Annotated in this window: 30 protein-coding genes and 1 tRNA gene; 18 read left to right on the top strand and 13 right to left on the bottom strand. The window is 40.1% G+C overall.

Features of this window, described 5'->3' with window-relative positions:
• Positions 1-3 precede the first annotated feature (3 nt).
• From ACZ5L8_RS14570 to ACZ5L8_RS14595, 6 genes are all read left to right on the top strand, one after another.
• The gene (locus ACZ5L8_RS14570) at positions 4-432 is read left to right on the top strand and encodes a SufE family protein (RefSeq protein ID WP_462599914.1); all 429 of its coding nucleotides are present in this window, start codon (positions 4-6) and stop codon (positions 430-432) included.
• A 1-nt stretch (position 433) separates the two neighbouring features.
• Positions 434-787: an SdpI family protein gene (locus ACZ5L8_RS14575; protein WP_464438394.1), complete on the top strand. Its 354-nt coding sequence runs from the start codon at positions 434-436 to the stop codon at positions 785-787.
• Positions 784-1,113 carry a DUF59 domain-containing protein gene (locus ACZ5L8_RS14580; protein WP_462599912.1) on the top strand — a complete coding sequence of 110 codons (330 nt, stop codon included), beginning with the start codon at positions 784-786 and terminating at the stop codon, positions 1,111-1,113. The genes ACZ5L8_RS14575 and ACZ5L8_RS14580 overlap by 4 nt, the downstream gene beginning before the upstream one ends.
• Positions 1,114-1,572 (top strand): DinB family protein, encoded by a 459-nt coding sequence (locus ACZ5L8_RS14585; protein ID WP_464438395.1) that lies wholly within the window; start codon positions 1,114-1,116, stop codon positions 1,570-1,572. It begins immediately after the preceding gene.
• Complete coding sequence (locus ACZ5L8_RS14590; RefSeq protein WP_464438396.1) at positions 1,572-2,072, top strand: DUF2480 family protein; 501 nt, start codon at positions 1,572-1,574, stop codon at positions 2,070-2,072. The genes ACZ5L8_RS14585 and ACZ5L8_RS14590 overlap by 1 nt, the downstream gene beginning before the upstream one ends.
• Positions 2,073-2,150: 78 nt before the next feature.
• Positions 2,151-3,110, top strand: coding sequence for a DUF3078 domain-containing protein (locus ACZ5L8_RS14595; protein ID WP_464438397.1), 960 nt, complete (start codon positions 2,151-2,153; stop codon positions 3,108-3,110).
• A gap of 48 nt (positions 3,111-3,158) precedes the next feature.
• Here the strand turns inward: ACZ5L8_RS14595 and hflX are convergent, their stop codons facing one another.
• The gene (gene hflX, locus ACZ5L8_RS14600; protein WP_464438398.1) at positions 3,159-4,382 is read right to left on the bottom strand and encodes a GTPase HflX; all 1,224 of its coding nucleotides are present in this window, start codon (positions 4,380-4,382) and stop codon (positions 3,159-3,161) included.
• 74 nt (positions 4,383-4,456) lie between these two features.
• Between hflX and ACZ5L8_RS14605 the strand changes: the two genes are divergently transcribed.
• On the top strand, positions 4,457-5,404 hold the full coding sequence (locus ACZ5L8_RS14605; RefSeq protein WP_464438399.1) for an endonuclease/exonuclease/phosphatase family protein: 948 nt from the start codon (positions 4,457-4,459) through the stop codon (positions 5,402-5,404).
• 36 nt (positions 5,405-5,440) lie between these two features.
• Here ACZ5L8_RS14605 and ACZ5L8_RS14610 read toward each other — a convergent pair whose 3' ends face one another.
• Positions 5,441-6,268 (bottom strand): DUF5689 domain-containing protein, encoded by an 828-nt coding sequence (locus ACZ5L8_RS14610; protein WP_464438400.1) that lies wholly within the window; start codon positions 6,266-6,268, stop codon positions 5,441-5,443.
• A gap of 13 nt (positions 6,269-6,281) precedes the next feature.
• Positions 6,282-9,029 (bottom strand): TonB-dependent receptor, encoded by a 2,748-nt coding sequence (locus tag ACZ5L8_RS14615; RefSeq protein WP_464438401.1) that lies wholly within the window; start codon positions 9,027-9,029, stop codon positions 6,282-6,284.
• 155 nt (positions 9,030-9,184) lie between these two features.
• Here ACZ5L8_RS14615 and ACZ5L8_RS14620 point away from each other — a divergent pair, with 155 nt between their 5' ends.
• On the top strand, positions 9,185-10,231 hold the full coding sequence (locus ACZ5L8_RS14620) for an endonuclease/exonuclease/phosphatase family protein (protein WP_464438402.1): 1,047 nt from the start codon (positions 9,185-9,187) through the stop codon (positions 10,229-10,231).
• A gap of 16 nt (positions 10,232-10,247) precedes the next feature.
• Here the strand turns inward: ACZ5L8_RS14620 and ACZ5L8_RS14625 are convergent, their stop codons facing one another.
• Entirely contained in the window at positions 10,248-11,219 is a 972-nt protein-coding gene (locus ACZ5L8_RS14625; protein ID WP_464438403.1) for a YihY/virulence factor BrkB family protein, read from the bottom strand.
• 3 nt (positions 11,220-11,222) lie between these two features.
• Positions 11,223-11,669, bottom strand: coding sequence for a hypothetical protein (locus tag ACZ5L8_RS14630; protein WP_462599902.1), 447 nt, complete (start codon positions 11,667-11,669; stop codon positions 11,223-11,225).
• A 100-nt stretch (positions 11,670-11,769) separates the two neighbouring features.
• Here ACZ5L8_RS14630 and ACZ5L8_RS14635 point away from each other — a divergent pair, with 100 nt between their 5' ends.
• The 4 genes from ACZ5L8_RS14635 (at position 11,770) to ACZ5L8_RS14650 (ending at position 14,764) form a co-directional block, all read left to right on the top strand.
• On the top strand, positions 11,770-12,354 hold the full coding sequence (locus tag ACZ5L8_RS14635) for a HupE/UreJ family protein (RefSeq protein WP_464438404.1): 585 nt from the start codon (positions 11,770-11,772) through the stop codon (positions 12,352-12,354).
• Between the two features lie 90 nt (positions 12,355-12,444).
• Positions 12,445-12,888, top strand: coding sequence for a deoxycytidylate deaminase (locus ACZ5L8_RS14640; RefSeq protein WP_464438405.1), 444 nt, complete (start codon positions 12,445-12,447; stop codon positions 12,886-12,888).
• Positions 12,888-14,471, top strand: a complete 1,584-nt coding sequence (locus ACZ5L8_RS14645; RefSeq protein ID WP_464438406.1) for a S41 family peptidase — start codon at positions 12,888-12,890, stop codon at positions 14,469-14,471. The genes ACZ5L8_RS14640 and ACZ5L8_RS14645 overlap by 1 nt, the downstream gene beginning before the upstream one ends.
• Complete coding sequence (locus ACZ5L8_RS14650; protein WP_464438407.1) at positions 14,471-14,764, top strand: hypothetical protein; 294 nt, start codon at positions 14,471-14,473, stop codon at positions 14,762-14,764. The genes ACZ5L8_RS14645 and ACZ5L8_RS14650 overlap by 1 nt, the downstream gene beginning before the upstream one ends.
• Before the next feature lie 14 nt (positions 14,765-14,778).
• Here ACZ5L8_RS14650 and ACZ5L8_RS14655 read toward each other — a convergent pair whose 3' ends face one another.
• Complete coding sequence (locus tag ACZ5L8_RS14655; protein ID WP_464438408.1) at positions 14,779-15,003, bottom strand: hypothetical protein; 225 nt, start codon at positions 15,001-15,003, stop codon at positions 14,779-14,781.
• A gap of 66 nt (positions 15,004-15,069) precedes the next feature.
• Positions 15,070-15,672: a MarC family protein gene (locus ACZ5L8_RS14660; protein ID WP_462599896.1), complete on the bottom strand. Its 603-nt coding sequence runs from the start codon at positions 15,670-15,672 to the stop codon at positions 15,070-15,072.
• A gap of 114 nt (positions 15,673-15,786) precedes the next feature.
• Between ACZ5L8_RS14660 and ACZ5L8_RS14665 the strand changes: the two genes are divergently transcribed.
• The 3 genes from ACZ5L8_RS14665 (at position 15,787) to ACZ5L8_RS14675 (ending at position 17,996) form a co-directional block, all read left to right on the top strand.
• Positions 15,787-16,377: a DUF3109 family protein gene (locus ACZ5L8_RS14665; RefSeq protein WP_464438409.1), complete on the top strand. Its 591-nt coding sequence runs from the start codon at positions 15,787-15,789 to the stop codon at positions 16,375-16,377.
• 96 nt (positions 16,378-16,473) lie between these two features.
• Positions 16,474-16,545 (top strand) — tRNA-Arg (locus ACZ5L8_RS14670).
• Between the two features lie 371 nt (positions 16,546-16,916).
• Positions 16,917-17,996, top strand: coding sequence for a toxin-antitoxin system YwqK family antitoxin (locus tag ACZ5L8_RS14675; protein ID WP_464438410.1), 1,080 nt, complete (start codon positions 16,917-16,919; stop codon positions 17,994-17,996).
• A 24-nt stretch (positions 17,997-18,020) separates the two neighbouring features.
• Here ACZ5L8_RS14675 and ACZ5L8_RS14680 read toward each other — a convergent pair whose 3' ends face one another.
• From ACZ5L8_RS14680 to ACZ5L8_RS14690, 3 genes are all read right to left on the bottom strand, one after another.
• Positions 18,021-19,028, bottom strand: a complete 1,008-nt coding sequence (locus tag ACZ5L8_RS14680; protein WP_464438411.1) for an alpha/beta hydrolase — start codon at positions 19,026-19,028, stop codon at positions 18,021-18,023.
• 86 nt (positions 19,029-19,114) lie between these two features.
• Entirely contained in the window at positions 19,115-19,624 is a 510-nt protein-coding gene (locus ACZ5L8_RS14685) for a DUF1440 domain-containing protein (protein ID WP_464438412.1), read from the bottom strand.
• A 68-nt stretch (positions 19,625-19,692) separates the two neighbouring features.
• Entirely contained in the window at positions 19,693-20,838 is a 1,146-nt protein-coding gene (locus tag ACZ5L8_RS14690) for a serine hydrolase domain-containing protein (protein WP_464438413.1), read from the bottom strand.
• Between the two features lie 124 nt (positions 20,839-20,962).
• On the opposite strand from ACZ5L8_RS14690, the gene ACZ5L8_RS14695 reads away from it, so the two are divergent.
• The 3 genes from ACZ5L8_RS14695 to ACZ5L8_RS14705 all read left to right on the top strand — a co-directional run bounded on the left by ACZ5L8_RS14695 (position 20,963) and on the right by ACZ5L8_RS14705 (position 23,577).
• Complete coding sequence (locus ACZ5L8_RS14695) at positions 20,963-22,456, top strand: catalase (RefSeq protein ID WP_464438414.1); 1,494 nt, start codon at positions 20,963-20,965, stop codon at positions 22,454-22,456.
• Between the two features lie 69 nt (positions 22,457-22,525).
• Positions 22,526-22,996, top strand: coding sequence for an ankyrin repeat domain-containing protein (locus ACZ5L8_RS14700; RefSeq protein ID WP_464438415.1), 471 nt, complete (start codon positions 22,526-22,528; stop codon positions 22,994-22,996).
• Complete coding sequence (locus ACZ5L8_RS14705) at positions 22,993-23,577, top strand: hypothetical protein (protein WP_464438416.1); 585 nt, start codon at positions 22,993-22,995, stop codon at positions 23,575-23,577. Before ACZ5L8_RS14700 ends, ACZ5L8_RS14705 begins: the two co-directional genes overlap by 4 nt.
• Here ACZ5L8_RS14705 and ACZ5L8_RS14710 read toward each other — a convergent pair.
• From ACZ5L8_RS14710 to ACZ5L8_RS14720, 3 genes are all read right to left on the bottom strand, one after another.
• A complete protein-coding gene (locus ACZ5L8_RS14710) occupies positions 23,574-24,236 on the bottom strand; it encodes a 3'-5' exonuclease (RefSeq protein ID WP_464438417.1) in 663 nt (220 codons plus the stop codon). The genes ACZ5L8_RS14705 and ACZ5L8_RS14710 overlap by 4 nt on opposite strands.
• Positions 24,236-26,149 (bottom strand): DUF294 nucleotidyltransferase-like domain-containing protein, encoded by a 1,914-nt coding sequence (locus ACZ5L8_RS14715; RefSeq protein WP_464438418.1) that lies wholly within the window; start codon positions 26,147-26,149, stop codon positions 24,236-24,238. The genes ACZ5L8_RS14710 and ACZ5L8_RS14715 overlap by 1 nt, the downstream gene beginning before the upstream one ends.
• A 70-nt stretch (positions 26,150-26,219) precedes the next feature.
• Complete coding sequence (locus tag ACZ5L8_RS14720) at positions 26,220-26,675, bottom strand: nucleoside deaminase (RefSeq protein WP_464438419.1); 456 nt, start codon at positions 26,673-26,675, stop codon at positions 26,220-26,222.
• Positions 26,676-26,711 lie beyond the last annotated feature (36 nt).

Below are 26,711 nucleotides of genomic sequence, written 5' to 3' on the forward strand. Positions count from 1 at the left end.
ATAATGAGTAAAACCATAAAAGAAATACAGGAAGAGATCGTAGACGAATTCTCAATGTTTGACGACTGGATGCAGCGTTATGAATACATGATCGAGTTGGGCAAATCGCTTCCTCTTATTGATGATAAATACAAGACAGACGATTATATCATTAAAGGTTGCCAGAGTAAAGTTTGGGTGCACGCAGATATGAAAGAAGGCGATGTGCTTTTTACTGCAGATAGCGACGCGATCATTACAAAAGGGATCATTGCTATTTTGATACGCGCATTCTCAGGGCAGCCACCAGAGGCGATCATTGAGGCAGATACAGCTTTTATTGACGAGATAGGCCTTAAAGAGCATTTATCACCCACCAGAGCAAACGGTCTTGTAAGCATGATCAAACAGATCAAACTTTACGCCGTGGCTTACCAAGCAAAACAACAATAAAATGACAAACAGTCTCAGTTTAATATTGGGACTTAGCGGGGCGATCTTCGTCATTGTGGGTTATGTAATGTTATGGCTTCCGCCAAAAGAGATCAACCACTTTTACGGCTACCGAACAAAGCGATCTATGCAAACCCAAGAAAGATGGGATTTTGCACAACGCTTCTCAAGCATAAAAATGAAAACCTGCGGATTTGTAATGCTTATTCTGGCAGGTTTATTTCTTATTTTTGACATTCAATTTCTCAGTGCAGGATCACAAAGCATACTTGGAGTTTTAATTCTAATTTTGTGTTGTGTTTACCTATTTTATACGACTGAAAAAGCACTGAGAGAAAAATTTGGCAAATCATGAGTGAAGAAACAACAATAGATACAGCAGAACTAGGCGAGAAGATCGTACGCGTTCTTAAAACAATATACGATCCAGAAATCCCAGTAGATATCTACGAGCTAGGCTTGATCTATGATGTTTTTGTAAACGAGGATTATGATACAAAGATCCTTATGACACTTACAACGCCTAACTGCCCAGTTGCCGAAACGCTACCCGTAGAAGTAGAAGAAAAGGTAAAAAGCATCGATGCAGTAAAAGATTGTGAAGTAGAGATCACATTTGATCCGCCATGGAGCCAGGATCTTATGAGCGAGGAAGCAAAACTTGAGCTTGGACTGCTGTAAATGGCGACTTCTCAAGAATACCTTTTAAGGCTTTTTGAATACTCTCATAAGACGAACCTGCAGTTTATAAGATTCATCAAAGAAAATAGAAGTGAACTTCCGCTTAAGGTAATTCAGCTTTTTGATCATACTCTTAATGCACATCATATTTGGAATCATAGGATCCTTAAAGATGATATGACTGTGGGTGTCTGGCAAGAGAACAATATAGATCTTTGGGAAGAGATAGAGCAACTTAATCATGAGTTAAGCCTGCAGATCATTGCACAAAGTGACCTAGAAGAAATTCTAAATTATCACAGTTCGTCAGGCGATGCGTATAGCGCAAAAATTGGTGATATTCTATTGCATCTTGCAAATCACGCCACACATCACCGCGCGCAGATCTCATTACTTGCAAGGCAAAATGACATTGCACCCATAACGTCAGATTACATTTATCATAAGGTTAAAGAATAATGGACGAGATCGTAAACAGAGTAGCAAATAGTAAATTGATCACTTTTGATCTAGAGCAATATTATCCTGCAGGTCAGCGCATGCAACTTGATATTTCGCAATGGCTTTTGGAGGGTTTTTTATTGCGTGAGAAGGATTTTCGCGAAAGCTTAAAAACACACGACTGGTCGCAATATGATAATGCCTTTGTAGCCTTGCATTGCAGTACAGATGCGATCGTACCAGGCTGGGCGTATATGCTGGTGACGACATATTTGGCTGCAGCCAAAAAAGTTGTGAAAGGTTCTCTTGAAGATCTTGAAACTATTCTTTTTACAGATCAGATCCATGAGATAGATTTCTCAAAATATAAGGATGAATATGTGATCGTAAAAGGGTGTAGCAATAAACCCGTGCCAGAAAATGCATATTTACTGCTGATTCAAAAACTTCAGCCCATCGTGAAAAACTTGATGTATGGTGAGGCATGTTCTTCTGTGCCGCTGTTTAAGAGAAAATAAACTCAGGCAGATTTCTATCTTCTATCGTTCTTTACTGTGATGTGTCGTGCCTATCTTTGCATACAAAATCACCAAGTTATGACTAAGAAACTATTATTCTTCTTTGTGAGCTTTATGCTTGCAGGAGCTGCTTTTGCGCAAGAAATTGACGAGCAAGAACAGCTAAAACAACAACTAGAAACCGAGAAAAAAGCTAAAAAAGATAGCATTGCTAAAATTCAAAAACGCATAGATGCTATTGACAAAAAACTGAATGCGATCCCAGCAGGATGGGAGCTTGGAGCCTTTGGGACAATAGGTTTTAATATCTCAGAATTTAATAATTGGTATGCGCAAAAAGCGCCTAATGTTTCTTCTGGTAAGATAGGTGTTACGCTTAATGCTTTTGCAAACCTTGAGACAGAGCAACACTTCTGGAACAACTCACTGAACACAAATTTGCAGTGGTTTAAATTTGATGATAAAGACGATCCTGAAGATGATGATAGCTTTCAGCAGGCTACAGATGTGTTTAATGTAACATCACTTTATGGTTACAAACTAAGCGAAAAACTGGCTTTATCTGCGCTTGCAGAATACCGCACAACGCTGCTTAGCAACTTCAACGATCCTGGATATCTTGACGTAGGTACCGGTATTACTTGGAGGCCCGTTACAAATTTAAATGTGGTGGTAAACCCTATTAACTACAACTTTGTTTTTAGCAGTGGTGATGATATTTATGAGTCTTCTGCCGGTGCAAAGATCCTTGTAGATTATACGCGAACGCTTGGGAGAATTAGCCTTAAATCTAATTTATCAACCTTTCAGAGTTATGAAGATTCAAACCTTTCAAACTTCACGTGGATCAACTCTTTTAGCTACAAATTATGGAATGCGATTGGTGTAGGTTTTGAATTTGGTTTACGTGGCAACAAGCAAGAAGCGCTTGATTATACCATAAAACAAACCGCAGAAGGAGAAACTACACCAACTTTTGAAACGGTAGATAACGACCTTCAGTCGTACTGGTTATTAGGTCTTACTTATAATTTTTAATATTTGGCTGCAGCCAAAAAAACAAAAGCCCCTTGATCGGGGCTTTTTTTATTCTTCTTCGTCAACATAAGCGTCATACTCCGGATACAAGAAGTTGTTATACGGGAAGCGGGTGATATGGATTTCGCGAACGCGCTCATATACCTTTTTCCTGAACTCCTCAATATTCTCTTTGTTTATTGCGCTAATGAAAATCGCATCTTCTCCCACACGAGCCATCCAGGTTTCCTTCCAGTCGTCTAACGTGTAGTGTGCTTTTGTAGCTTCGGTAACAAGATCATCTTCTGCGATGGTTTCGTGCTCGTAAGCATCAATTTTATTAAAAACCATCAATGTAGGCTTATCAGCGCTATCGATCTCATCCAGAATTTGATTTACAGATTCTATATGCTCCTCAAAGTTGGGATGAGAGATGTCAACCACATGCAGCAGCAAGTCAGATTCTGTTACTTCATCCAGCGTACTTTTAAAAGACTCTACTAACTGCGTAGGCAACTTCCTGATGAATCCCACGGTGTCTGTAAGCAAGAAAGGCAAATTGCGGATTACAACCTTTCTCACAGTTGTATCTAGCGTTGCAAACAGTTTGTTTTCGGCAAAAACCTCGCTCTTGCTTATTACATTCATAAGGGTAGATTTACCCACGTTTGTGTAACCCACGAGCGCTACACGCACAAGCGCGCCACGATTGCCGCGTTGTATAGCTTGTTGCTTATCGATCTTCTCAAGCTTTTTCTTAAGCAACGCAATGCGATCGCGTACAATACGACGGTCTGTCTCGATCTCTGTTTCACCAGGACCACGCATCCCGATACCACCTCGTTGACGCTCAAGGTGCGTCCACAATCCTGCAAGGCGTGGCAACATATATTCGTATTGCGCAAGTTCTACCTGCGTTCTCGCATAACTTGTTTGTGCTCGTTGTGCAAAAATGTCAAGGATCAAATTTGTTCTATCAATGATCTTACATTTTAAGATCTTCTCGATATTCTTTTGCTGTGCCGGGCTCAATTCATCATCAAAGATCACCGTGCCTATATCATGCTGATCAACAAAAGCTTTGACGTCTTCCATTTTACCCGTTCCTATAAAAGTCTTAGGATTAGGAGCGTCTAATTTTTGCGTAAAGCGTCCCAATACTTCACCGCCAGCAGTGTAAGCAAGAAACTCTAATTCGTCAAGATATTCCTTAGATTTAACCTCGTCTTGACTTTGTGTAATAAGACCTATCAGTACGGTCTTTTCATATTCTATTGTGTTCTTTTCTAACATAAAAAATAATAGGAAGGCAAAGTTAACTAATTAAGAAGTAAAGCTTTCTTAATTTTATCGCAATACCTTTACACATGCACACTAAGAAGATTTCGGTAGCTTTTTACAATCTAGAGAATTTATTTGATACGGTTAATGACCCGCATATTCTGGATGATGATTTTACGGCTCAAGGCCAAAATAACTGGACGCCAAAACGCTACGAGAATAAATTAAGGAAGTTAGCAGAAGTCATTTCGCGCGTAAGCGAAAAAGAAACCGGCGGGCCACCAGTAATAATTGGCATTGCAGAAGTAGAAAACAAAAAGGTCCTGAAAGACCTCATTGCTGAGCCGGTTTTAAAAGAATACGGTTATGATTTTGTGCATTACAATAGTCCAGATGAGCGGGGTATTGACACGGCACTCTTGTATCGCTCGGCATTTTTTGATGTAATTTACTCAGAGCCAATTACGCTTAATGTTGAGAGTTATCCCGGCGTGCGAGATTATACTCGAGATATTCTTTATGTGCATGGCGAGTTAAGCGGCGAGGAAGTTCATATTCTGGTAAATCATTGGCCCAGTAGGCGAGAAGGCGCTGAGATCACACAGCATAAACGCATTGCGGCGGCAGAAACTAATCGCGTGAAAATAGATGAAATTCTAGCCGAAAACCCAATGGCGCGCATTATCGTTATGGGCGATCTTAATGCAGATCCAGAGGAAGATGAAGTGCGCAATGCTCTGGTGCAAACCGATCTTTACAATCCCATGATCTTCTTGCATACGCGTTATGAAGGTTCGTTAAATCACCGATTTACGTGGCATCTTTTTGACCAGATCATTTTGTCACACAGCTGGATGAAGGCGTACGACAATCCATTGGTTTATGACCGCTCAGACATTTATAACGATCATTACCTTACAGAATATGACGGCAAGTTTAAAGGAAATCCTTTTCGCACGTATGCCGGTCCCAATTATCTAGGAGGTTACAGCGACCATTTTCCTGTGTATTGTGTTTTCAAAATAGAAGATTGATGCGTTTTTTTCGCTTAAAGCGAAAAGAAATAAAACCTACTCGCAACGAGCTTGCGTAAAATTCACATCATCAGGCTCCCGTATGAACAATTGCATCGTGCTGTTAAAAATGCTTACGATCGCATTGATAGTTCCGTTGCCTTCTGGAAGCGGTAGATTCTTAAAATCTGAAAATCCGCTTGTTCTTAAAATGATAGTGGACGCTTTGTTGCAGTTTTCTAGATCGCGATTTGCACTGTATGAGCCGCTAAGATAGGCGTAAGAATTGCCCAACTCCTCATCTGTAAATTGAACATTTTGTAATTGTATGAAAGTGTTGAGGTGATCTTCGGTGATCTCGTCAATGGTTACCATCTTAGGTTTGAGTTCTGTAATTTCGGTAGAGCGCTTAATACGATTTTGAAATTCTTCAATCGAAATCCGCTGAACTTCACCGTCACCACTGCCTTGCAAACCGATGGTTGGCAGTCCTGCATACTCACCACTAAATAATCCATCCACTCTAAAATAGATTTTTCTGCCCGGTTCGTAGAAGGTATACAAGTCTGTACTCTCGGTAGAGATCGATATGCCGTGCAAAGGATTTTCAGGCGAATCTTGAATGATGAGCGTTTTGTAAAAGTTGCCAGATTCATCACTGCTTACAACATAGGCTTCGATCCAAAGTTCTGTATTGGAATCTGTGCCAGATTCAATTCTCACAGATTGAAATCCGCGGTAGAGGTCTTTGATAGTGCTGATCTCAAAATTTGCTGTCACTTGCGGTTCCTCAAATTCCACAGGAGGCAGATTAAAATCATCACCCTGAACGCAAGAAATAAATAGAAAAACGAGAATTAGTAAATGTGATCTATGTGTTTTCATAACAGTACATTTTTTAAAATCTTAAATACACATTGAGGTAAAATGTGGTGCCGTAGCCATACCAGTATTTTGGTCCAAAAACAGGCTTTTCATTCGACGCATCCTCTAAAAGCGTTCTATAATTGGCGCTGCGACCTTGTTCAAAACCACCTGTTTTATACCGCTGATCCAGCACGTTATTTACCGTGGCAAAAAAGCCTACATATTTGTCTTTAATACGCCATGATTTACCGCCCACGATATTGACTAGGACGTAATCATCAAACTGCTCTTGTCGCAACAAATCTCTAGCTTGCGCTTCATCATATTCTGTAAAAGGCAAGCCATCTGCGTCTGTATAAAAATTACTTGCTCGCGTAAGCGGAGCAACATCCAGAAAAGCATGTGAAAAGTAATTTGTGGTCACGCCCACCCACCAATAATCAGGATCCCGATATTCAAAACCTAATTGATACGCCTGCTGCGGTCCACCAGCGATGCGATAGTTTTTAAGATGGCTTTCGCCAAAATCTAGCGCCTCAGTAAAATCATCAGAAGTGAGATAAAGATCAGGATTGTTAGCATAAGTAAATTCTCCATAAGCTGCAGCTGCCTTTAGTTTAAAAGTAGGTGTGACTTGTGCTTCTATGCCTAGTTCTGCGCCCATGTGTTTTTTATCTAATCCCGTCAAAACCTCTTGTACAAAAGCTGTGGTAATATCTCTGCCTATACCCGAAATCCCGTCAGCGTAATAAAAACTAACCTCAGTAGCATCGTTGATCATGGTGTAATAACCTGTCAATCTCGCTTTCACAAGCGGCGAACGATAAATGTAACTTGCATCAAGCGATGTCTTACTTTCGGGCGTTAAGCCCATTACCGTTTCATTGTTTTGCCTAGCGTTAGAAAAACTATTTCTCACCATAGGCGCATCAGTAAAATGTGCCGCATTCACATCCAGCAGGTGTCGCCCTGTGAATTTATAAGTCGCGCCACCCTTACCGCCGTAAGTTGTGAAGTTTAGTTTTTGGCTTTCGCCAAAAGAGCTCTCAGGGTAATTCCCGTTTCGGAAAAGTCCGTTGCGTTGATATGAAGTTTGATCAACATTTGCTGCTAAGTAGAAATCTATTTTGCTGTAGCTAAATTGTGCCTGGGCAAAGCCACCATACACCTGCGCGTCGATCTCATAATTGTATTTTAAGATCTCGTCTTCGCCAAGAATTCTATTAGGATTATTCAAGTCGCTTTGAGCGGCATCACCTTGATTAAATGTATCAATATCCAGATATCCATCACCACCCAGAAGGTCTACCATATTTGCAAATGCGTGTGATCTTAGCTGATTCATTTTGGCGGAAGCCGTAAAAACAATAGCATCGTTGATGTTTTTTGTAAAAATGGTATTGACTGAAATCTGCTTATCATCCACACGATCTTCATAGAGATAATAGCGAGAAGTGCCGCCATAAGCAATGTTTGTGGCGTAGATGTTTTGCCAATCTATCTGGCCGTCAAGTGTGAAATTTTCATAGGCTTGATAGGCGCTTTTGTAGTTAGGATCTTCTGTGGCGAGAAAGTAGCTGGGCAACTTTTGATAATACGAAGGGTCAGGATTAGGAGCGTTATCATAGCCCAACCTACTGTAGCCTATTTTACCGAATTGATATGCGATATTCGTGTTGAGTCTGGTGGTCTCATTCACATCCCAATAATGGTTTAAGATGATCACGGGCTCTTGGATCTTTCTAATGCGCGAGTTGCGTATCTCACCGTTTTGCTCGCCCCAATACGAATTGTATTTGATGTCTCTTAGATCATAAACTTCCTGCGTGTTTGCAGAAGATTTTCCTCTACGGTTTGGAGTATAGAACGCGGTGAGATTAATGCTGTGGTGATCGTTTATCTTTTTTTCGATAGAAGTGAAAAATGAATTTGCATCGTACAAAGTGCCATTCACAAAACCTTCATTGCCATATCGCCTTGCGGCAGAAAATGAAAACGCCCAACCGTTTTGCGACAGTCCGCTGTGGTAGCTGGCCATAACTCTGCCGGTATAGGTTCGGTTTGAGATGGCGTATGAAATTCTTCCGCCGGCTTGGTATTGCGAGGCTCGCATCGTGATATTTGTAGCTCCGCCTAAGCCGCCAAACTGATAGTCATTTGGCGAAAGCCCCATACTAAATTCTCTGTTGCGCTGCACATCATTGAGGCCGCCCCAGTTGCCCCATTGAGGTCTGCCGTTAAAGATCTTATTCATTTCTATGCCGTTGATAAGAAGCTTTGCATTCTCGCTTCCATAGCCTCGAGGGCGAAAAAAAGTCGCGCTAAAATCAAAGGCAGCAGCATTTATGAACGCATCGTTTGAAGCTGAGAGTAAGCCGGCGATCGCATAATCTCCTTGATCGTCATCGCCATTAAGATCATTGTCTGAAAGGCTGATGAGACCTATTTGTAATTGTTCTTGTGAGACATCAACTTCCATGGGAATCGTACCGATGGGTAGAAGCATTTCATTTTCTAAAAGCAGAGGAAGTCGCAGAGTAAGATAGCCGTCTTTCTGAATTCTTAAGACTTGGTTTCCTTGAGGAAGATTTCCTGTAATTTCAAAACTTCCATCAGTTGTTGAGGATGTTGTGAAGTCTGTTTTTTCGATCGTGATCGTTGCGTCTACAATTGCTTTTGCAGTTGTTGCACCTGCGAGATTACCCGTAACGCTATACTGTTGCGCAAAGCAGATCTGACTGATAAAGATCAGAACTAGAGTCAATAATTTCCTTACCATCTTTTATGAAATGTTATTTCTTACTAGATGCGTAGGTTTTTAAGAATTTTGAGGCGTAATAATCTGTAATTCAGGTGTTAATATAGTGTATATTTTTTATTTATTCAAAAATTCATTTATTTTTATGTCTGACTATCAGTTTAATAGGTTTTGAGATGAAACGTTTTTTGATACTATTTTGCCTTTTGATTTGTGGTTTTTTGGCGCAAGCCCAGACCAAACAGTATCGTGTAATAACAGTAGCATTTTACAACTTAGAGAATCTATTTGATACAGAAAATGATCCAGTAACTTTTGACGATGATCGCACGCCAGATGGCAAAGATCATTGGACGGAGGAGATCTACGATCAAAAGCTGGAAAACATGGCGCGTGTGATCGCCGAGATAGGCGAGGAGGTTACAAAAACCTCGCCGGCAATCATTGGCGTCGCCGAAATTGAAAATAGAAAGGTACTTGAGGAGTTAATAAACCAACCGGTTTTAGCTGATAAAAACTACAGTATCGCCCATTATGATTCGCCAGACAGACGCGGTATTGACGTGGGATTACTTTATCAAAAAGACATTTTTAAAGTCATCAGCGCTACAAAACACGAGCTTGTGATTTATGATCTGGAAGATCCAGAAAAGCGTGTTTACACGCGCGATCAATTGCTAGTTACGGGTTTGCTGGATGGTGACAAAATAAGTGTGATTGTAAATCACTGGCCCAGTCGCAGCGGGGGAGAAGCGCGCACAAGACCGTTGCGTGAAGCTGCCGCTGCTTTAAACAAGCGGCTGATAGATTCAATACAGAGGTCGGAGCCTGAGGCAAAGATCATCACCATGGGCGACCTTAATGACGATCCCACAAACGCTAGTGTAAAAGATATTCTGGAAGCAAAAGCAAAGCGTAAAAAGGTCAAAACCTTCGGACTGTTTAATCCCATGGAGACGATGTATAAAAATGGCGTGGGCACGCTTGCATATCGCGACAGTTGGAATCTGTTTGATCAGATCATCATCAGCGAGCCATTGCTTAAAAATAATTTTAGCTCATATCGCTTTTATAAGGCAGGCATTTTTAATAAAAATTATTTGATGAATCCGCGGGGTCAGTACAAAGGTTATCCGTTTAGGAGTTTTGCTAATGGATCATTTACAGGCGGTTACAGCGACCATTTTCCCGTGTATATTTACTTGATAAAGGAGGTTGATTAGGCTTTCGCCAAAAGGACTACTCCTCAGGATTTTCCATTAGTTTTTTGGCTTTTTTTTTATTTTTTGCCACCTCTTCTTCTTTTTCTTTTAACTCTTGCATTTCTTGATTATAAGCAAGTTCTGCATGACTATTCGGGACGATCTTATGCTTTGTAGCAAGCGCATATTGCACGGTTATCTCGGCTCCAAAAAACAGAATCAAGCACGTATAATTAACCCAAAGCAAAATTAAAACCACAGAAGCCGCACCACCATAAACCGAAGCAGGATTGCTAGCCGAAAAGTAATAGCCCAAAGCAAACTCACCCACAAGAAAGAGCGCCGCAGTAATACTCGCACCTAGAATAGTGGTTTTGTAAGTCATTTTTACATCAGGCAGGATCTTAAAGATCGCAGCAAACAAAGCCGTTATAAAGATGAAAGAGAAAACAAAGTTGAAGCTATCTGCAAATACACTTGCAATCACAGGAGCTGTGTCATTAAGATATTCACTAAAAGCACCAACCGCCGCCGTGATCATAAACGAAACAAGCAGCAAAAACCCGATAACAAGAATCATCCCAAAGGAAATAGCACGGTTGATCAACATTCTTATAAACGTTTGTTTTTTCTCGCGCACGTTCCAGATGTTGTTCATAGCTTTCTTCATCTGGAAGAATACTCCGGTTGCACCATAAAGAAGCGCTCCAATTCCCACAATGATAGTAAACGCGCCACCGTCAGTTAGTGCTACGTTAGATATCATATCTTCCACAGCCTCTGCAGATCCTTCACCTATATAATTTCCTATCTCGCTACTTATTCTGCCAGTTACTGCTTCACGCCCCACAAATTGTCCAGCAATGGTAGTAACGATCATTAGAAGAGAAGGCAAAGAAAAAAGCGTGTAATATGCGATGATCGCACTTTGCGCAAAAGGATCGTTAGAATCCCAGGCGATGTACGTTTTTTTTATAAAGTTGGCTATGTAAATTACTCGTCTTTTCAAGATCTATTGATTGGCCTTAAGAAAGGGTTTGAGAATAAAATTAAGTTCACGCACGCCGTCAAGGTCTAGATCTGTAGAAGAAACTTCATTAAAGGATCTTGTGAGAGAAGGCACCGGTAAACTATCGTTTGTAGAATATGGAAGATCTTGAGCTCTTGCTAATTCTGCATCACAAACGCTGGCAATTTTGCCATATTCATTGAGTGTGATGTTAAGTTGAGAATACCTGCCTTGATCTTCGTAACCATCTACAGAATTTTCTTCAGAGGCGGGTGTGTATTCTAGTTTGTTTTTTGTGATCACATATTGATTTCCCCAAGCATCCAGATATGTGTATGTCGCTCTGGGAATATTTTGCTTATCGCTAAATGACTGATCAACAGGCGCTGCTCCACATCCCAGAAAAACAAGCGTGTTAAGACACAATAAAACTTTAAAAATACCTTTCATAATATGGCTTGGTAATGGTCAAATTACAAAAGCTTTTTATTTCGGTTTTTGTGTTTATCGTTAGTTTAACGTTTGTATTTTTGGCGTAAGCCTAGATATTATGAGTGATTTTTGGTTTTATTTTAAAATGGGTTTAGAGCATGTGTTAGATATTCATGCTTATGACCATATTCTCTTTTTTATAGTGCTTACCGTGCCGTATGAGTTTAGGAATTGGCAACGTACGTTGTTGCTGGTTACGCTATTTACGCTGGGGCATACCACGTCACTTATTTTATCTGTTTATGAGGTTGTAAGTGTAGATTCGGCGCTGGTTGAATTTTTAATACCGTGCACCATTTTTGTAAGTGCGTTGTATAATGTTTTTACCGCGGGAAAAAGCGGCAGAAAAGACAGATTTAATCTGTTATTATTTGCTGCGCTGTTCTTCGGGTTGATACATGGTTTAGGATTTTCTTCTTTCTTTAAGATGCTTACTGCCTCTTTAGATAGCAAGATGATTCCGCTGTTAGAATTTGCTTTGGGTATTGAAGCGTCACAGATCATTGTTGTGCTTATAGTGTTGATCTGTAACTTGATCTTTCAGGGAGTCTTTAGATTTTCTAGAAGAGATTGGGTTATGTTTATCTCTGCCGTTGTGATAGGTATTGTGATCCCGATGTTGATGAATACATACCCTTGGTAATTTTGATCAATATAGCTTACAACCCGGTTAAGTTTTTTATATTCGCTAGTTAGAGATTTACATTGCTAACTGCCTGATTTATTTTGGCGCATGCCTAAAAAAGAAAAATCAAAGAAACAACATAAGTATGATGTAGCTTACCTGCGTATGGCGAGAGAGTGGGCAAAACTTTCTTACTGTAAACGCAAGCAAGTGGGTGCATTGATCGTTAGAGATAAAATGATAATCTCAGACGGTTATAACGGCACACCTACGGGTTTTGAGAACTTTTGTGAGGATGAAGAAGGCTACACAAAATGGTATGTTCTACATGCCGAGGCAAATGCGATAACTAAGGTAGCGTCGTCAGCACAAAGTTGTGATGGAGCGACGCTTTATATCACGCTTTCGCCGTGTAGAGAATGCAGTAAATTGATACATCAAGCGGGCATAACGCGCATTGTGTATCATAATTTATACAAAGATGACAGCGGTCTTAAATTTTTAGAACGGGCAGGTGTTGAGATTGAACAAATAGAGATGCTGGACGATTAATGAGCGGGTACAAAAAAATATATCTTCCTTTTTTTATAGGGCTCGCTATTGCTGTGGGGATTTTTATAGGCGCTCAACTCAATTATAGCGCAAACCCTAATGTTCTGGGCGGTAATGCCAAAAAAGAAAAACTCAACCGTCTCATAGATTACATTGAGTACGAATATGTAGATCCCATCAATACAGACAGCATTGTTGAGGTTACCGTAAATAGCATTCTAGAATCGCTAGATCCACACTCAGTTTACATTCCGCCTAGCGAGTTACAAGAAGTTGCCGAGAACATGAAGGGAGATTTTGTGGGCATCGGAGTTCAATTTTACAGTTTTAAAGATTCTCTTGCGGTGATTCGCACTATTCCTGGTGGCCCAAGTGCAAAAGTGGGAATTCGCGGGGGAGACAGAATAATCGCCGCGGATGGAGAATCGCTTATAGGCGATGTTTTGCTTAGCGACACCGTTACATCAAGTCTTAAAGGTCAACGTCAAACTAGCGTAAATCTTAAAGTAAAAAGACCTGGTGTAGAAGGTTTGCTAGATTTTAAGGTAGTGCGCGATGTTGTGCCTTTGCGCAGTGTTTTAGCAAGCTACATGGTAGATTCTATCATGGGTTATGTTAAGGTTAATCGCTTTGCAGAGTCTACTCCAGATGAATTTTCTAAAGCTTTGTCTTCGCTTGCGCGAAAAGGAGCCCAAGGCATTGTTCTTGACTTGCGCGATAATCCTGGTGGCTATATTTCGGCAGCGCAAAAAATGGCAGATGAGTTTCTTAAAGACGATAAACTAATACTTTTTACAAAGAACAAAACCGGAAACATCGAGAACACCTACGCCACGTCAGAAGGAACCTTTGAAGATAAAAAGGTCTATGTGCTGATCAATGAGAATTCTGCATCTGCAAGTGAGATCGTAGCAGGAGCGATACAAGATAATGATAGAGGTACGATCATAGGTAGAAGATCCTTTGGTAAAGGTCTTGTGCAACGTGAGATGGAACTGGGAGATGGTAGTGCAGTGCGCTTAACCATCGCAAGATATTACACACCTACGGGTAGAAGTATACAGCGCCCATACGACGGCGGTACAGAAGAATATTATAAAGATTATCTGTCTCGTTATAAAAATGGCGAACTGCAGAGTGTTGATAGCATTCAGGTGGCAGATAGTTTGCGATTTGTAACACCTGGAGGTAAAGTGGTTTATGGCGGCGGCGGGATTATCCCAGACATTTTTGTGCCTAAGGATACAAATTATGAGATGGAGTCGCTAGATTATTTCCTTAAGTCAGGATTTTTATCCAGATTTGTATTTGAACTCATAGAAAAAAACCGAATTTATTATAATAGTTTAAATTTGGAGCGTTTTAAGAGTGATGTAAAGATCTCTGATGCAGACTTAAGTGATTTTATCGCTTTCGCCAAAAGGAGAGACATCACAGTACGCATTCGCAGTTATAGCCAGACGTACAAAAATTACATAAAGGCCGTGATGGCGCAGCAATTGTTCAATAATAATGTGTATGAACAAATGCTTAATGAAAATGATCCTGTGATCAAAAAAGTAATAGAATTAGATAAAAGATAATGGTAATTATCGCATCCATATTTGTCTTCTGTATCGCAGCTGTTTTTAGGCTGCTAGATAACAGTGCGGGTGTGCTTATATCTAATGGTATTTCTGTAAACCCTTTTTATCTGTCAAGACGCGAGGTTAAACAACAAATGAACCGCGTTAAGGATAAGAAGCTGCTTAAGAAGTTGCAACGCATTTTGATCTTTCAGACGTTGCATAAAGTCTTCCTGATACTTTCAATCGTGTTGTTTGTGGGTGGGATCGCATACGAATTTTACGATCCATTACTGGTTTATCTCTTTTAGCCTTTCGGCGAAAGCTATAATTTAGTCTTCACTTTAGGAGCATTATCACCGCGTTTATCAGCGATTCTTCTACTCATAATAAGAATTACAAGAAGTAAAATAGCACAGCCTGTGGCAAGTGCAGAGATCACAGCGATCTCGCTTTCGCCTTTGAGCGGCGCAGCAAAATCTATCTGAGCGAGGTTAAAAATAAAAAGGGCACCAGCAAGCGCTAGAATTATGTAAATAAAAGTCTTCATGGGCTAATTTTAAGAATGAAGTATTAGGGTGTGCAAAAGTACCCTTTTTTATTGGTAACCAAAATTCTAAAAGCTAGAAGCCAAACCGCCTTCTTGACTCAATAATCCCTGAATATTTGACGCAAATAACTTCACTGCGATCGCAAGAAGGATCACACCAAAGATCTTACGAATGATGTTGATTCCCTGTTTGCCAAGAAAGTTCTCTATCTTCCCGCTAGATTTAAGAACGATGTAAACAAATATGATGTTTACAATAATTGCGATTATAATATTCTCTACCGCATAAGCAGCTCTTAAAGAAAGCAACGTTGTCATCGTACCAGCACCAGCGATAAGCGGGAAGGCAAGCGGCACTACAGATGCAGTTTCAGGAGCGTCGTCTTTGTATAATTGTATTCCTAAGATCATCTCAAGCGCTAAGAAAAAGATAATAAAAGCACCCGCCACAGCAAATGAGTTTACATCTATGCCTATAAGATTTAGGATCTCTTTTCCTAAAAACAAGAAAACGATCATAATGATACACGCCACAATAGAGGCTTTCTCACTTTGTATATGACCTACTTTTTTGCGCAAGCCTAATATAATTGGGACACTACCTACAATATCTATGATCGCAAAAAGGATCATGCTCGCTGTAACTATTTCCTTAAAATCAAAATTCATCACTATGGTGTTTTAAAAGGCCGCAAAAGTACTCCCATTTCCCATTGTGACAATTTACCTTAACATTAATTTTTTGCTAAATAAATTGCACTTTTATTACCTTATCTTTGCAGTATGTTTCAAGTAGGAAAAACCATAGTATCAGAGGATGTGATCCAGAAGGATTTTGTGTGTAATCTCGCTTCATGCAAAGGCGAATGCTGTATAGCTGGAGAAGCTGGCGCGCCGGTAGAAGAAGATGAGGTTGAGACCCTTAAAGAGATTTATCCCAAGGTAAAACCGTTTCTTAGAGAAGAAGGCATCAAAGCTATTGAGGCGCAAGGAACACACATAGAAACAGACCTTGGTGATCTAGAAACTCCGCTGGTAAACGGTGCAGAATGTGCCTATGTTACTTTCACGGAAGAAGGCGTTGCCTCATGCGGAATTGAAGATGCTTACAATGCAGGCGAGATAGATTTTAGAAAACCTATTTCATGTCATCTTTATCCTGTGCGCATCCAGAAGTATTCATCATTTTCGGCGGTAAATTACCACCGCTGGCCCATTTGTGATGATGCCTGTTCACTGGGTAAAGAATTGCAAGTTCCCGTTTACAAATTCACTAAAGACGCGTTGATAAGAAAGTTTGGTGAAGATTGGTATACAGAAGTAGCAGAGATCGCAGAGCATTGGGAAGGTCATAAAAAAGGCTATACAGAATAGCAGTATTTGGCTTTCGCCAAAAGAAGCATGACGCAAACTTAAGCGTAAGTTGGATTTTTAATTTAGATTGTAAATAACCTAATTTTGTGATAATTAGGCCTCGTAGTTCAATGGATAGAATAGAAGTTTCCTAAACTTTAGATGCAAGTTCGATTCTTGCCGAGGCTACAACAAAAGCACCTTAAAGCATAGAGTGCTTTTTTTTTATATTATTATTGATAATTATAAATGAAAAAAGAGCATCCTTTTACAGATGCTCTTTTAAGTCCCCTATACTAATCATTACCCTGAATGATTAACGCAAAATTCGCAATTTTTCTGGAATAAACGTACGGAAAACCATAATCACAGATAATTAGTATCTCTCTAAAGTATTTATATAACGCTCAGAGCCACAGCCTGACTGCGATGAGCAACTTTTTGGCTATTAGTGATATGGATAAAATTTAACATATTTCATGCGTTTTCTAAATACGTCATATGCCTTATTGAAGAAAAATTTCAATCCTGCTACCTTCACTATTGTAAAAATCAGCATTATGAAGGCGTTAAGAAATCATCTAGCAGTTTGCCTCTTGATCATTGGCGGAGTTCTTTTGGCGAAAGCCCAAGAAAAAACATACTACGATAATGGCAAGATCAAGAGCGAAGGCAAATTAAAAAAGGAACAAAAAGTAGGCGAGTGGAAGTATTATTATGAATCGGGCGGTTTGCAGCGCGTGGAAGAATATGACAAGAAAAGTCCTAACATGTTCACCACAACATATTATTATCCGTCTGGCAAAAAGAAAGCTACCGGCACATGGATCAACAACAAGATGTACAATGATTGGGAGTGGTTTTATGAAAATGGAAATCTAAGTTCAAAAGGAAAATATAATAACGGCGAACCGCTAGGACCACTAGAGTTTTATCATGAAAATGGAAATCTCAAAGAGCGCGGCCGGATCATTAATAAACAAAGAGAAGGCGAGTGGGAGTTGTATTATGAGAGCGGAAAATTAGAGTCAAAAGGTTCTTATTCTAAAAGTAAACAGCAGGGCATCTGGGAGAATTATTACGAAAACGGCAATTTAAAACTTAAAGGAAATTACGAAAATGGCTTGGCCCATGGTGAATTTGACCACTACAATGAGGATGGGTCAATACTGTACACAGATTACATAGGACCAGAAGAGAAAGAAGATTATTTTGTGCCCAAAGAAGATAAATTACCGCAATCCCGAAGTGATAGAACCATTAAAACATTGTACACCACGGGTCAGACAAAGCTTGCCGGAACGTATGATTCCCCTACCATGACGTGGGTATTAAATTGGTATTTCATCGATGGGCAGTTAAAGCAAACAGGTGCTTATAAGAAAAATGAGCCCACGGGTGTATGGAAGACATTTTATACCAATGGCGCACTGCATAGCGAGGCTAAGTATAGTGCATATGGCCCACGCGATCAAGTTTTCTATCACAAAAACGGAAATGTAAAACAAAAGCATGAAAATGGTGCCACCTTCACCTATTATGAATCTGGAGAATTGAAGCTCAAGGAATTTAGGACCCTGGGTGTGGTAACCTCCAGGGAGTATTATAAAAAAGACGGTACGTTGATCAAAAAAGAATAATTCGCTTTCGCGAAAGCGAATTTTCTAATCTAAATGCTTATCAAGAAACTGAATCATAAGATCCAAGGCCTCTGGTGCATCTTTTTCAAAAGAAGTTCCTAGAAATTCATTAGCGCCTGAGTCTAAAAATGCGTGCGGTCTATCTTCATACATCCAGAACTCAACATCTTGTCCGGCTTCTTTCAGTTTGTTGAAATACGCTTTTACGGATTCTGGTGTGGTGGTATTGTCTTTACTTCCCACGGTAAAAAACTGTGGAGGTAGTTTACGATCAGTAGCTTGTGGAACGTGATAAATAGGAGAGATCGCTTTATAATATTCTGGGTTTTTTTCAAGAGAAGTTCCTTCTCCAAAAAGTGGTCGTGCTTTTGCGCCGCCCATTTGCCAGAAGAAATTCCCATCACTTTCAAAACCACCTTTTGCAGCAGCATAAAGATCAAAAGCGCCATAACTTATTATTGCAGTTTCAACTTTTGCAAGTTCTTTTTCTTCAGCTTCCTCTGCGGTTACACCTACTGGTAAATACGTTGGCTTGTAGCCCAATTTTTCACCATCAAAACCAGTAGAAGAAAGGTCATCACTAAAGAGCACAACACTTTCAGACAAGTGGCCGCCAGCGCTATCACCAGTTACTGCGATTCTGTTAGGGTCGCCGCCATATTCGTGAATATGCTCATTTACCCAGATCACAGAACCTAGCGCATCTTCAATAATTTCGTTGAGCTTTACTGTATTTTCTTGATCTCCAAGAAGGCGATAATTTACATTACAAACAATGTAGTTTCCGTTTGTTGCGACATAAGCTGCCATCTCATCCATGATAGATTTGTTGTTGATCAACCAGCCGCCACCATGCAAGATCACTAAAACAGGAAGTGGTTTTGCCGTTTGCGGAAAATGGTAAATATCCATCGTGAGGTCAAAACCTTCAGGCGAAGCCCAGACTATATCTTTTGTGAGTGTGTATTTAAGATTTTGGCTATAGCCAAAAAAACATACAAGCATCGCTAAGGAAAACAACAGTTTTTTCATGACAGGAAATTTACAACGTTTGCAATACTGTCAAATATAGCGAAAAATCCTAATGCTTTAAAAGTAAACAATAGAAATGTAAAGTGCTAGCTACGAAGTTTTTTAGAGATCAAACCTCTTACAAGTTCTGTGGTTACGCCAAAAGCAATGTGAGCGATAAGTTCGTTAGCCTGCATTTTTACAGGAATGTCCTTTGGCTCTTCTTCAAGGCCCATCATGGGCAGCGAAGTTTCGTGTGTTGCAACCCAGGTAGAAGCGCCAAACATTGCGCCTTCAATAACATTAGTTCCTACGCGATCTCGTTTTGCATAACCGTAAGTCGCTCCCAGACTGGCACCAATAGGGATATTAACCAACTGTTCTGCGAGCTCATGATTGCTCTCACTGATGCGATCGCCAGTAACCTTCACGCTCAGTTCATCAACGAGTTTGATCTGAGCACTGCGCGTATTGGGTTTACGCACCGGCAAGAATTTCTCAATTGCAGATTTCACCACCGTTCCGGCAAGTCCGCCCAGCACGCCAGAGATAAGTCCGCGGCTTACGTTTGCAGGAAGTGTATCTTTTTCTAACCAGGCTTCAATTGCGTTGCTCATACATCTAATTTTCAATAAAATTAAAAGATACAAAACAACCTGCCGTTCCCTTTAACAGGGTTTTGACATCAGAGCGCCTCGTAGATCAGTTTTGCAAATTCACCCACTTTTGAAGGTTCTAACCAGCGTGTAACGATCACAAGATCTTCTTTGTCATCTACAATGATGAAGTTTCCGCCAAAACCTGCTGCATAGTACACATGATCTGGCACGCCTTCCCATTGTCTTGGCCCATCTGCATTAAGCCACCACATATAACCATAGTTAGGATTAGGCGTTGACGAAGTTCTAAGTGCTTTGATCCATGAAGGTGCGATTATTTGCTCGTCATTCCATTTACCATCATTCATAAAAAGTAGTCCAAAACGCGCCATATCTTCTGTAGAGATAAACATCCCACCACCAGAATGACCGCCGCCACTTACACTTTGTACTTTATGACCATCTAGAGTAAACCAGCTGTTATCATATCCATACCACCGCCATGTTGTAGATGCGTCTATACGATCCATCACTTCTTCTTTTAAAACCTGCGGTAATGGCTTTCTCAATACATTTGTTAAGCTGTATGCTAAAACATTTACGCGAACATCATTATATTCAAAAACGGTTCCTGGAGTTTCTAGCTTACGATTTTTCCAATCGTCTATGCCGCCGTCGCGTGGTGGGCGATCTGCCCAATCTTTACTACCCCAGAGGTCACCGCTCCAGTCAGAGTTTTGTTGTAAAAGATGCTTCCAAGTGATCTGGCTGTTATGATCACCGTCAAAGGTGCCATCCCAAACATAATTTGCAACAACATCATTTACTTTTGTTATAAAACCTTTTTCTAACGCGATCGCTGCGGTTGTGCTCAAGAAACTTTTAGTAACGCTAAAGGTCATATCTACACGTTTTGTATCTCCCCAGCTGGCAATTACATAACCATTTTTTATGATCATTCCTGCAGGGCCGCCGCGACGTTTTGTAGGACCTAAGATTTGATGATAAGGTTCGCGCATAAATCCTTTAAGGATGGCTTGACGCAGATCTTTGCTTTCGCTGTATTCGTTCGCTTCCGCGAAATCTACTGCTTCTTGAATTTTAGTGTCGTTAAGCTTGGCTTCTTGAGAAGTCATGGCTTCCCATTGCTCACCATAGCTTGGGAAGTGGATCTTTTGGGCGAAAGCCGAAAAAGAAAATAGAATAAATAATAAATAAAATAGGGGTTTCATAAGCTTGGCTTTTCTTTAACTCAATAGGTTTTATTGATTGTCTAATATATACATGAGATAGGTCTTAAGATTTTTTTAGAAAGTCTGCGGTCTACTTTTATACGAATCCAAAAATAGTAAAGCCATGTCAAAGAAATTAACAACAACTGCAGGTTCTCCTCAACCTAGTAATCAAAATTCGATCACTGCGGGAGAAAGAGGACCCGTTTTGTTACAAGATTACCAACTTATAGAAAAGCTTGCCCATCAAAATAGAGAGCGTATCCCAGAGCGCGTGGTGCATGCAAAAGGATGGGGAGCTCACGGTACATTTACTGTGACTAATGATATTTCAAAATATACTTGTGCTAAGATCTTTAGTGAGGTAGGTAAAAAAACAGAGATGCTAGCGCGTTTTAGTACGGTGGCAGGAGAAAAAGGTGCAGCAGATGCAGAACGTGATGTGCGTGGTTTTGCTTTAAAATTCTATACTGAAGAAGGAAACTGGGATCTCGTGGGTAATAACACGCCAGTATTTTTCATAAGAGATGGATACAAATTCCCTGATTTTATAAGAACACAAAAAAGACATCCTAGAACAAACCTTAGATCGCCAGAAGCCATGTGGGATTTCTGGTCACAACAGCCAGAGAGTTTGCATCAGGTTACTATATTAATGTCTGATCGTGGTTTACCACAAACCCCTATGCACATGAACGGTTATGGATCGCACACGTATAGCTTTTGGAACAAAGAAGGCGAGCGCTACTGGGTGAAATTTCACTTCAAAACTCAGCAAGGACATAAACATTACACAAATGCGGAAGCCGAGAAAATAGTTGGAAAAAGTAGAGAGACCTATCAAGAAGAATTGTTCAGCGCGATTGAGGATGGCAATTTCCCAAAATGGGATGTGAAAGTTCAGATCATGCCAGAGAAGGAAGCAGAGCAAACGCCTTATAATCCTTTTGATCTTACTAAAGTTTGGCCGCATGGCGATTATCCGCTAATAGATGTGGGAGTGATGGAGCTTAATCGCAACCCTAGTAACTATTTTCAATATGTTGAGAATGCCGCATACTCGCCTAGCAATATTGTGCCTGGTATAAGCTTCTCGCCAGATAAGATGTTGCAAGCAAGGATCTTTAGTTATGCTGATGCGCACAGATATCGTTTAGGGACGCATTATGAAGCGCTACCTGCAAATACTCCTAAAAGCGAAGTAAATCATTATCATAAAGATGGTGCGATGCGCTTTTTTGAAAATCACAATGAAAATCCAGACGCTTACTATGAGCCAAATACAAAAGGTGGTCCAGTGGCGGTGGCAGAAGCTCAAGAACCACCTATGCAGATCTCAGGTGATGTAGATCGCTATGGTTTTGATTCTTCGTATGACGATTTTAAGCAGCCGGGAGATCTTTTTAGGTTATTTAATGATGAAGAAAAGCAGCGATTATTCAAGAATATAGCTACTGCGCTAGATGGAGTAAGTGAAGAGATCGTGCAGTTGCAATTGAGTCATTTTGAAAAAGCAGATCCGGATTATCGCAAGGGTGTAGAGCATGCCATGGCGACGCTTAAAGAAAGTGAAAAAGCAGATCCTAACAGTAATGTAGATCCAGACGAGGTAGAATAATAGCTTAAAATATTACCAAAAAAGCGGAGGATGATTAGTGACTCCGCTTTTTTTATTACTTTTAGAATTATGCACACAGATGAATTGTTTGATGCGATACGATCGCAAAATGCCACTCGCGTTAAAGAACTACTGGAGAAAGATCCTTCTTTGGCTGCAGCCAAAGATCAACGCGGCTCTACAGCTTTACTATTAGCAACCTATTATGGCTTTGAAGATGTAGCGGCAGAGGTTTTAAAATTTGATCAAAATATTGATGCTCAGGATGCCTCAGGAAATACCGCGTTAATGGGCGTTTCTTTTAAAGGATATCCCGGTATCGCAATATTATTGATCGAAAGCGGTGCAGATGTTAACGCGCAGAATTTTAATGGAGCAACTGCTCTGATCTTTGCGGCGACCTTTAATCAAGAAGAGATCGTAAAATTATTAATTGACAATAATGCAGATACTGATCTTACAGATTCTAGAGGGCAGAAGGCTGCAGATCATGCGCGTATGCAAGGCTTAAATCATCTTGTTGAGTTAATTGAAGGATGAATATTCACGCTACAGACATAGCGAACTTAAGATCTATACGTTTTAGAAACACGGGCTATAAACGCAAAAGCATTTTAAAGCCAGAAAAGGAAATCGCTCTACGCAGATTTCTTTTTGACTCTATAAACGAAAACGTTTTCGTGGTAAGCACTGGTCTCGGGCTTGATGTTTACTACATTTCAGAGAAGGATTATTCTAATTTTATTATTAGGTATTTGTATCTCTTTCATGCAGATGATCCTCACAAAAACATAAGTATCGAGGAGCAACATATGGGCCAAGAGGTTCTAAAGTATTTTAATGTTGTAGTGCATACTTTAACGAGTCATCCACAATTGTTATACTCTTGCGTTAAAAAAATATTGATGCAGTTTAAAGAAATGGGTATTAATAGCAAGCTGGATAAAATCCTCTTTCAGTGTCTGGATAATTATATTCAGTATCTGGATGATGAAGAAAATGTGCCTTTTTATCATAAGATAAAGAAGCTTAGAAGTGAGATAGATACACCTTCAAATTTCACCGAAGCTACGAATGCTTCATTGATACAAACGTATCTTAGCGCCTTTCACTACAATTAATTCCTGAAGAGATCTTTTAGCGAAAGCTTACCCTTTTTTCTAAGTCTAGAGCAGATCTTTAAAAAAGCCAAAGCCGTGATGTAAGCATCGCCCGCCGCGGTATGCCTGTCTTCCATGCTTATTTTCATCTCGTTGCACAGTTCGTCAAGACTATACACTTTGTCTTTGTGAAGTAAATTCACCTCGTGCACGCTTTTTTTATACAAAGTGCCTGTGTCTAGAAGTTTGTTTTTGAGTTTAGGAGCGCCCAGACGTTTTAGTGCGTTGTTGATCATGGTATAATCAAAACCCACGTGATGACCCACAAGCACTGCGTTACCTATAAAATCCAGAAACTCTTTGATGGCTTCTACTTCAGTAAACCGTTGCTGTTTGCCTTTTTTTAAAATTCCGTGAATTACCGCAGAACTAGATTTATAAACCTCTTGCTCAATATAAAGTTCAAAAGACTCATCTGTGTAAATGGTGTTGTCCATGATCGCTACCGCACCAATACTCAAAATACGGTCGTTCTTCACATCTAGACCAGTGGTTTCAGTATCAAAAGCCACAAACGGAGTGTTCTCAAGAGCGTGTTGTTCTTTTGTAAACTTCTTCTCGTATTCCTCATAAAAGCTGGGAATATTGTTTTGCTTGGCGCCAAAAAAAGAAAACTTCATCAGATCACGTTTTGAACAAAATGATAGCGTACAGACAATATCTCCTGAATGTCTCTAATGGGTTTAAAACAGCGTTTTAATTTAAGTTTTTCGGCTTTTGTGAGCGTTGCGAGTTCTATAAATCTACCGCTATCTCCGTGTAAAATGCCTTGACGTGTTCTAAACTTTAAAAGTGCTTTAAAAGCATAAGCACAACTTTCATAGATCTCTTTGTTGTTTTCTTCTAGCATGGCAAGTTTTTCAAAACGGCCAGCGGTGTTGTTTATATTTCTTATTTGATGTTCTAAACTCAGCACGCGAGCAGCATCAATGAGCGGCATCATCGCTCTGCTTTTAATATCAAAAAAGTCTTTGTGTTCACCATCTGGCTCAACAAGAAACTGCCTGAAGAATCCCAGCGGTGATTTACTTTTTACGGCTTCTCTCGCGAGGTTATTATAAAATGTATTACCGTCTTTAAGCACTTCAAAAATACTGTCAGATAATTTTGTTACCAGTATCGTGTCACCATAAACATAACTGTAATCAAAGAAGATGGTGCCCAGTAGAATACTCTCTGGCGTAGGATTAAGAATCCAGTTTGTGTATTGTTTTTTCCATTCGCTAAGCGATTTACACCAGTTAGGATTGCTAGCCATCATGTCTGCAGGGCAGTATTCATAGCCTATTTTGTGCATGCCTTTTGTGACTTCTTTTGCTAGCTCAAGAAAGTAACTCTTGACACTTTCGTAGTCTTCTTCTGCAACGTCTTCAAAAACGATTGCATTATCCTGATCTGTGAGTAGAAGCTGCTCTTTGCGTCCCAAACTTCCCAAAGCCAACCAGGCAAACCTGCATGGAGGTGATTTGAGTTTTTTTAGCGCAAGCTCAACAACTCTTGTATTTATAGCATAATAGATCTCGTTGAGAATGTTGAGAATTTCTGATAATGGCAGATTTTGGTCTAGAAATTTCTTCAGTAAGCTCTCAGCTTTTTGTCTAATTTCTCTGAGTTCTTTGTAGCGTTTTGCCCTTTTTATTTCTTTCATTAAAACCACCGGATTGTTGCCAAATGCAACCACAACATCATGTTGCGTGATAATGCCCAGCACCTTTGTGTCTGGTGTTCCATCTTCTGTAATACAAAGGTGATTGATGTTGTTCTTAAGCATTATAAGTTGGGCTTGAGCCACCGTGGGTCCCGCCTGAAAGCATTTTACAGGATGACTCATAATTTGCTCAACGGGCGCATCAATACTGAAGTTTCCTGTAGCGATATGATCGCGCAAATCTCTGTTTGTTAGAATACCCACAGGTTTATCATCTTTTGTGATAATGATAGAACCTACGCGTTTTTCCTGCATCATTTTTGCAGCTTTTTGAACTTTGGTCTTTGGACTGCAGATCAATGCATCACGAGAGTATTTAATCTTTTGCAGATCGCTTACATCCTGCGTATTTTCTTTTATGTAGTCTGTAAAAAGTTTGCCGCTGTCCTCTAAAGAATATGGATCTTTCACGTTGCTGGCAAAACTTGTAATAAGATAATTACTCACTTTTTTATCTTGCATCGCAAGCGGAAGCAGTAATTGGATCGGGATACCGTATACGATACTTTCTTCGTTAGCAACCGCTGAAAGTTTGTAGTTCTCGTTAATAATTAGCGGTCCCAAACCAAAAAGATCGCCCTCATCACACATGTCTACGATCTGAAGATCTGGTTGCTCGCGCATGATCTTTACCGCACCATCTTTTACCATATAAAAAATTCCCTTGTCTTCCTCGCCGGCTTTAAAAACCTCGCTGCCTTTTTCAAGATAGATCACCTTAACCTGATCTGCGATTTCGCGCACATCTGCAGTTTCCATAAAAGTAAAAGGCGGATACCTCTTTAAAAAGTCATAAACGCGGGCTGCGATCGTATTCTGGCTCATGTAATTTGGGTTTACCCAAATTTATAAAGAAAAACAAAAAGCCTTTCGGCAAAAAGTACGCTGCAAGAAACTAGTTGAGATTACGTTTCTCGATAAAAAAACGCTTCATTAATTGAGAAGATTCTTCAGCCATAATTCCTGATGTTACCGCGGTTTTAGGATGAAGTTTTGCGCCCATAGCAGCAAAACCTCTCTGCGGGTCTGAAGCGCCTATCACAAGACGAGAGATCTGGCTCCAGTATAACGCGCCGGCACACATCTGGCAGGGTTCTAAGGTGATGTACATTGTACAATCTTTCAAATATTTACCTCCTAGATAATTTGCAGCAGCTGTGATCGCTTGCATTTCAGCATGAGCCGTAACATCATTAAGCCGCTCTGTGAGATTATGCGCTCTAGCGATAATTGTGTTGTTAACCGTGATGATTGCTCCTACAGGAATTTCGCCAGCATCATACGCCGCTTGCGCTTCCACAAGGGCTCGTTTCATGAAGTAATTATCGTCAAAAGGTTCTAGTAATGCCATAACTTTGTAGCTCGCAAGATAACCAAGATTTTTGTT

Source organism: Leeuwenhoekiella obamensis, assembly GCF_055391795.1.

What these genes read in the sequence shown, in the direction of transcription:
- ACZ5L8_RS14570 (WP_462599914.1), top strand. Translation starts at nt 4, where the DNA reads ATGAGTAAAACCATAAAAGAAATACAGGAAGAGATCGTAGACGAATTC.
- ACZ5L8_RS14575 (WP_464438394.1), top strand. Translation starts at nt 434, where the DNA reads ATGACAAACAGTCTCAGTTTAATATTGGGACTTAGCGGGGCGATCTTC.
- ACZ5L8_RS14580 (WP_462599912.1), top strand. Translation starts at nt 784, where the DNA reads ATGAGTGAAGAAACAACAATAGATACAGCAGAACTAGGCGAGAAGATC.
- ACZ5L8_RS14585 (WP_464438395.1), top strand. Translation starts at nt 1,114, where the DNA reads ATGGCGACTTCTCAAGAATACCTTTTAAGGCTTTTTGAATACTCTCAT.
- ACZ5L8_RS14590 (WP_464438396.1), top strand. Translation starts at nt 1,572, where the DNA reads ATGGACGAGATCGTAAACAGAGTAGCAAATAGTAAATTGATCACTTTT.
- ACZ5L8_RS14595 (WP_464438397.1), top strand. Translation starts at nt 2,151, where the DNA reads ATGACTAAGAAACTATTATTCTTCTTTGTGAGCTTTATGCTTGCAGGA.
- hflX (WP_464438398.1), bottom strand. Translation starts at nt 4,382, where the DNA reads ATGTTAGAAAAGAACACAATAGAATATGAAAAGACCGTACTGATAGGT.
- ACZ5L8_RS14605 (WP_464438399.1), top strand. Translation starts at nt 4,457, where the DNA reads ATGCACACTAAGAAGATTTCGGTAGCTTTTTACAATCTAGAGAATTTA.
- ACZ5L8_RS14610 (WP_464438400.1), bottom strand. Translation starts at nt 6,268, where the DNA reads ATGAAAACACATAGATCACATTTACTAATTCTCGTTTTTCTATTTATT.
- ACZ5L8_RS14615 (WP_464438401.1), bottom strand. Translation starts at nt 9,029, where the DNA reads ATGGTAAGGAAATTATTGACTCTAGTTCTGATCTTTATCAGTCAGATC.
- ACZ5L8_RS14620 (WP_464438402.1), top strand. Translation starts at nt 9,185, where the DNA reads ATGAAACGTTTTTTGATACTATTTTGCCTTTTGATTTGTGGTTTTTTG.
- ACZ5L8_RS14630 (WP_462599902.1), bottom strand. Translation starts at nt 11,669, where the DNA reads ATGAAAGGTATTTTTAAAGTTTTATTGTGTCTTAACACGCTTGTTTTT.
- ACZ5L8_RS14635 (WP_464438404.1), top strand. Translation starts at nt 11,770, where the DNA reads ATGAGTGATTTTTGGTTTTATTTTAAAATGGGTTTAGAGCATGTGTTA.
- ACZ5L8_RS14640 (WP_464438405.1), top strand. Translation starts at nt 12,445, where the DNA reads ATGCCTAAAAAAGAAAAATCAAAGAAACAACATAAGTATGATGTAGCT.
- ACZ5L8_RS14645 (WP_464438406.1), top strand. Translation starts at nt 12,888, where the DNA reads ATGAGCGGGTACAAAAAAATATATCTTCCTTTTTTTATAGGGCTCGCT.
- ACZ5L8_RS14650 (WP_464438407.1), top strand. Translation starts at nt 14,471, where the DNA reads ATGGTAATTATCGCATCCATATTTGTCTTCTGTATCGCAGCTGTTTTT.
- ACZ5L8_RS14655 (WP_464438408.1), bottom strand. Translation starts at nt 15,003, where the DNA reads ATGAAGACTTTTATTTACATAATTCTAGCGCTTGCTGGTGCCCTTTTT.
- ACZ5L8_RS14660 (WP_462599896.1), bottom strand. Translation starts at nt 15,672, where the DNA reads ATGAATTTTGATTTTAAGGAAATAGTTACAGCGAGCATGATCCTTTTT.
- ACZ5L8_RS14665 (WP_464438409.1), top strand. Translation starts at nt 15,787, where the DNA reads ATGTTTCAAGTAGGAAAAACCATAGTATCAGAGGATGTGATCCAGAAG.
- ACZ5L8_RS14675 (WP_464438410.1), top strand. Translation starts at nt 16,917, where the DNA reads ATGAAGGCGTTAAGAAATCATCTAGCAGTTTGCCTCTTGATCATTGGC.
- ACZ5L8_RS14680 (WP_464438411.1), bottom strand. Translation starts at nt 19,028, where the DNA reads ATGAAAAAACTGTTGTTTTCCTTAGCGATGCTTGTATGTTTTTTTGGC.
- ACZ5L8_RS14685 (WP_464438412.1), bottom strand. Translation starts at nt 19,624, where the DNA reads ATGAGCAACGCAATTGAAGCCTGGTTAGAAAAAGATACACTTCCTGCA.
- ACZ5L8_RS14690 (WP_464438413.1), bottom strand. Translation starts at nt 20,838, where the DNA reads ATGAAACCCCTATTTTATTTATTATTTATTCTATTTTCTTTTTCGGCT.
- ACZ5L8_RS14695 (WP_464438414.1), top strand. Translation starts at nt 20,963, where the DNA reads ATGTCAAAGAAATTAACAACAACTGCAGGTTCTCCTCAACCTAGTAAT.
- ACZ5L8_RS14700 (WP_464438415.1), top strand. Translation starts at nt 22,526, where the DNA reads ATGCACACAGATGAATTGTTTGATGCGATACGATCGCAAAATGCCACT.
- ACZ5L8_RS14705 (WP_464438416.1), top strand. Translation starts at nt 22,993, where the DNA reads ATGAATATTCACGCTACAGACATAGCGAACTTAAGATCTATACGTTTT.
- ACZ5L8_RS14710 (WP_464438417.1), bottom strand. Translation starts at nt 24,236, where the DNA reads ATGAAGTTTTCTTTTTTTGGCGCCAAGCAAAACAATATTCCCAGCTTT.
- ACZ5L8_RS14715 (WP_464438418.1), bottom strand. Translation starts at nt 26,149, where the DNA reads ATGAGCCAGAATACGATCGCAGCCCGCGTTTATGACTTTTTAAAGAGG.
- ACZ5L8_RS14720 (WP_464438419.1), bottom strand. Translation starts at nt 26,675, where the DNA reads ATGGCATTACTAGAACCTTTTGACGATAATTACTTCATGAAACGAGCC.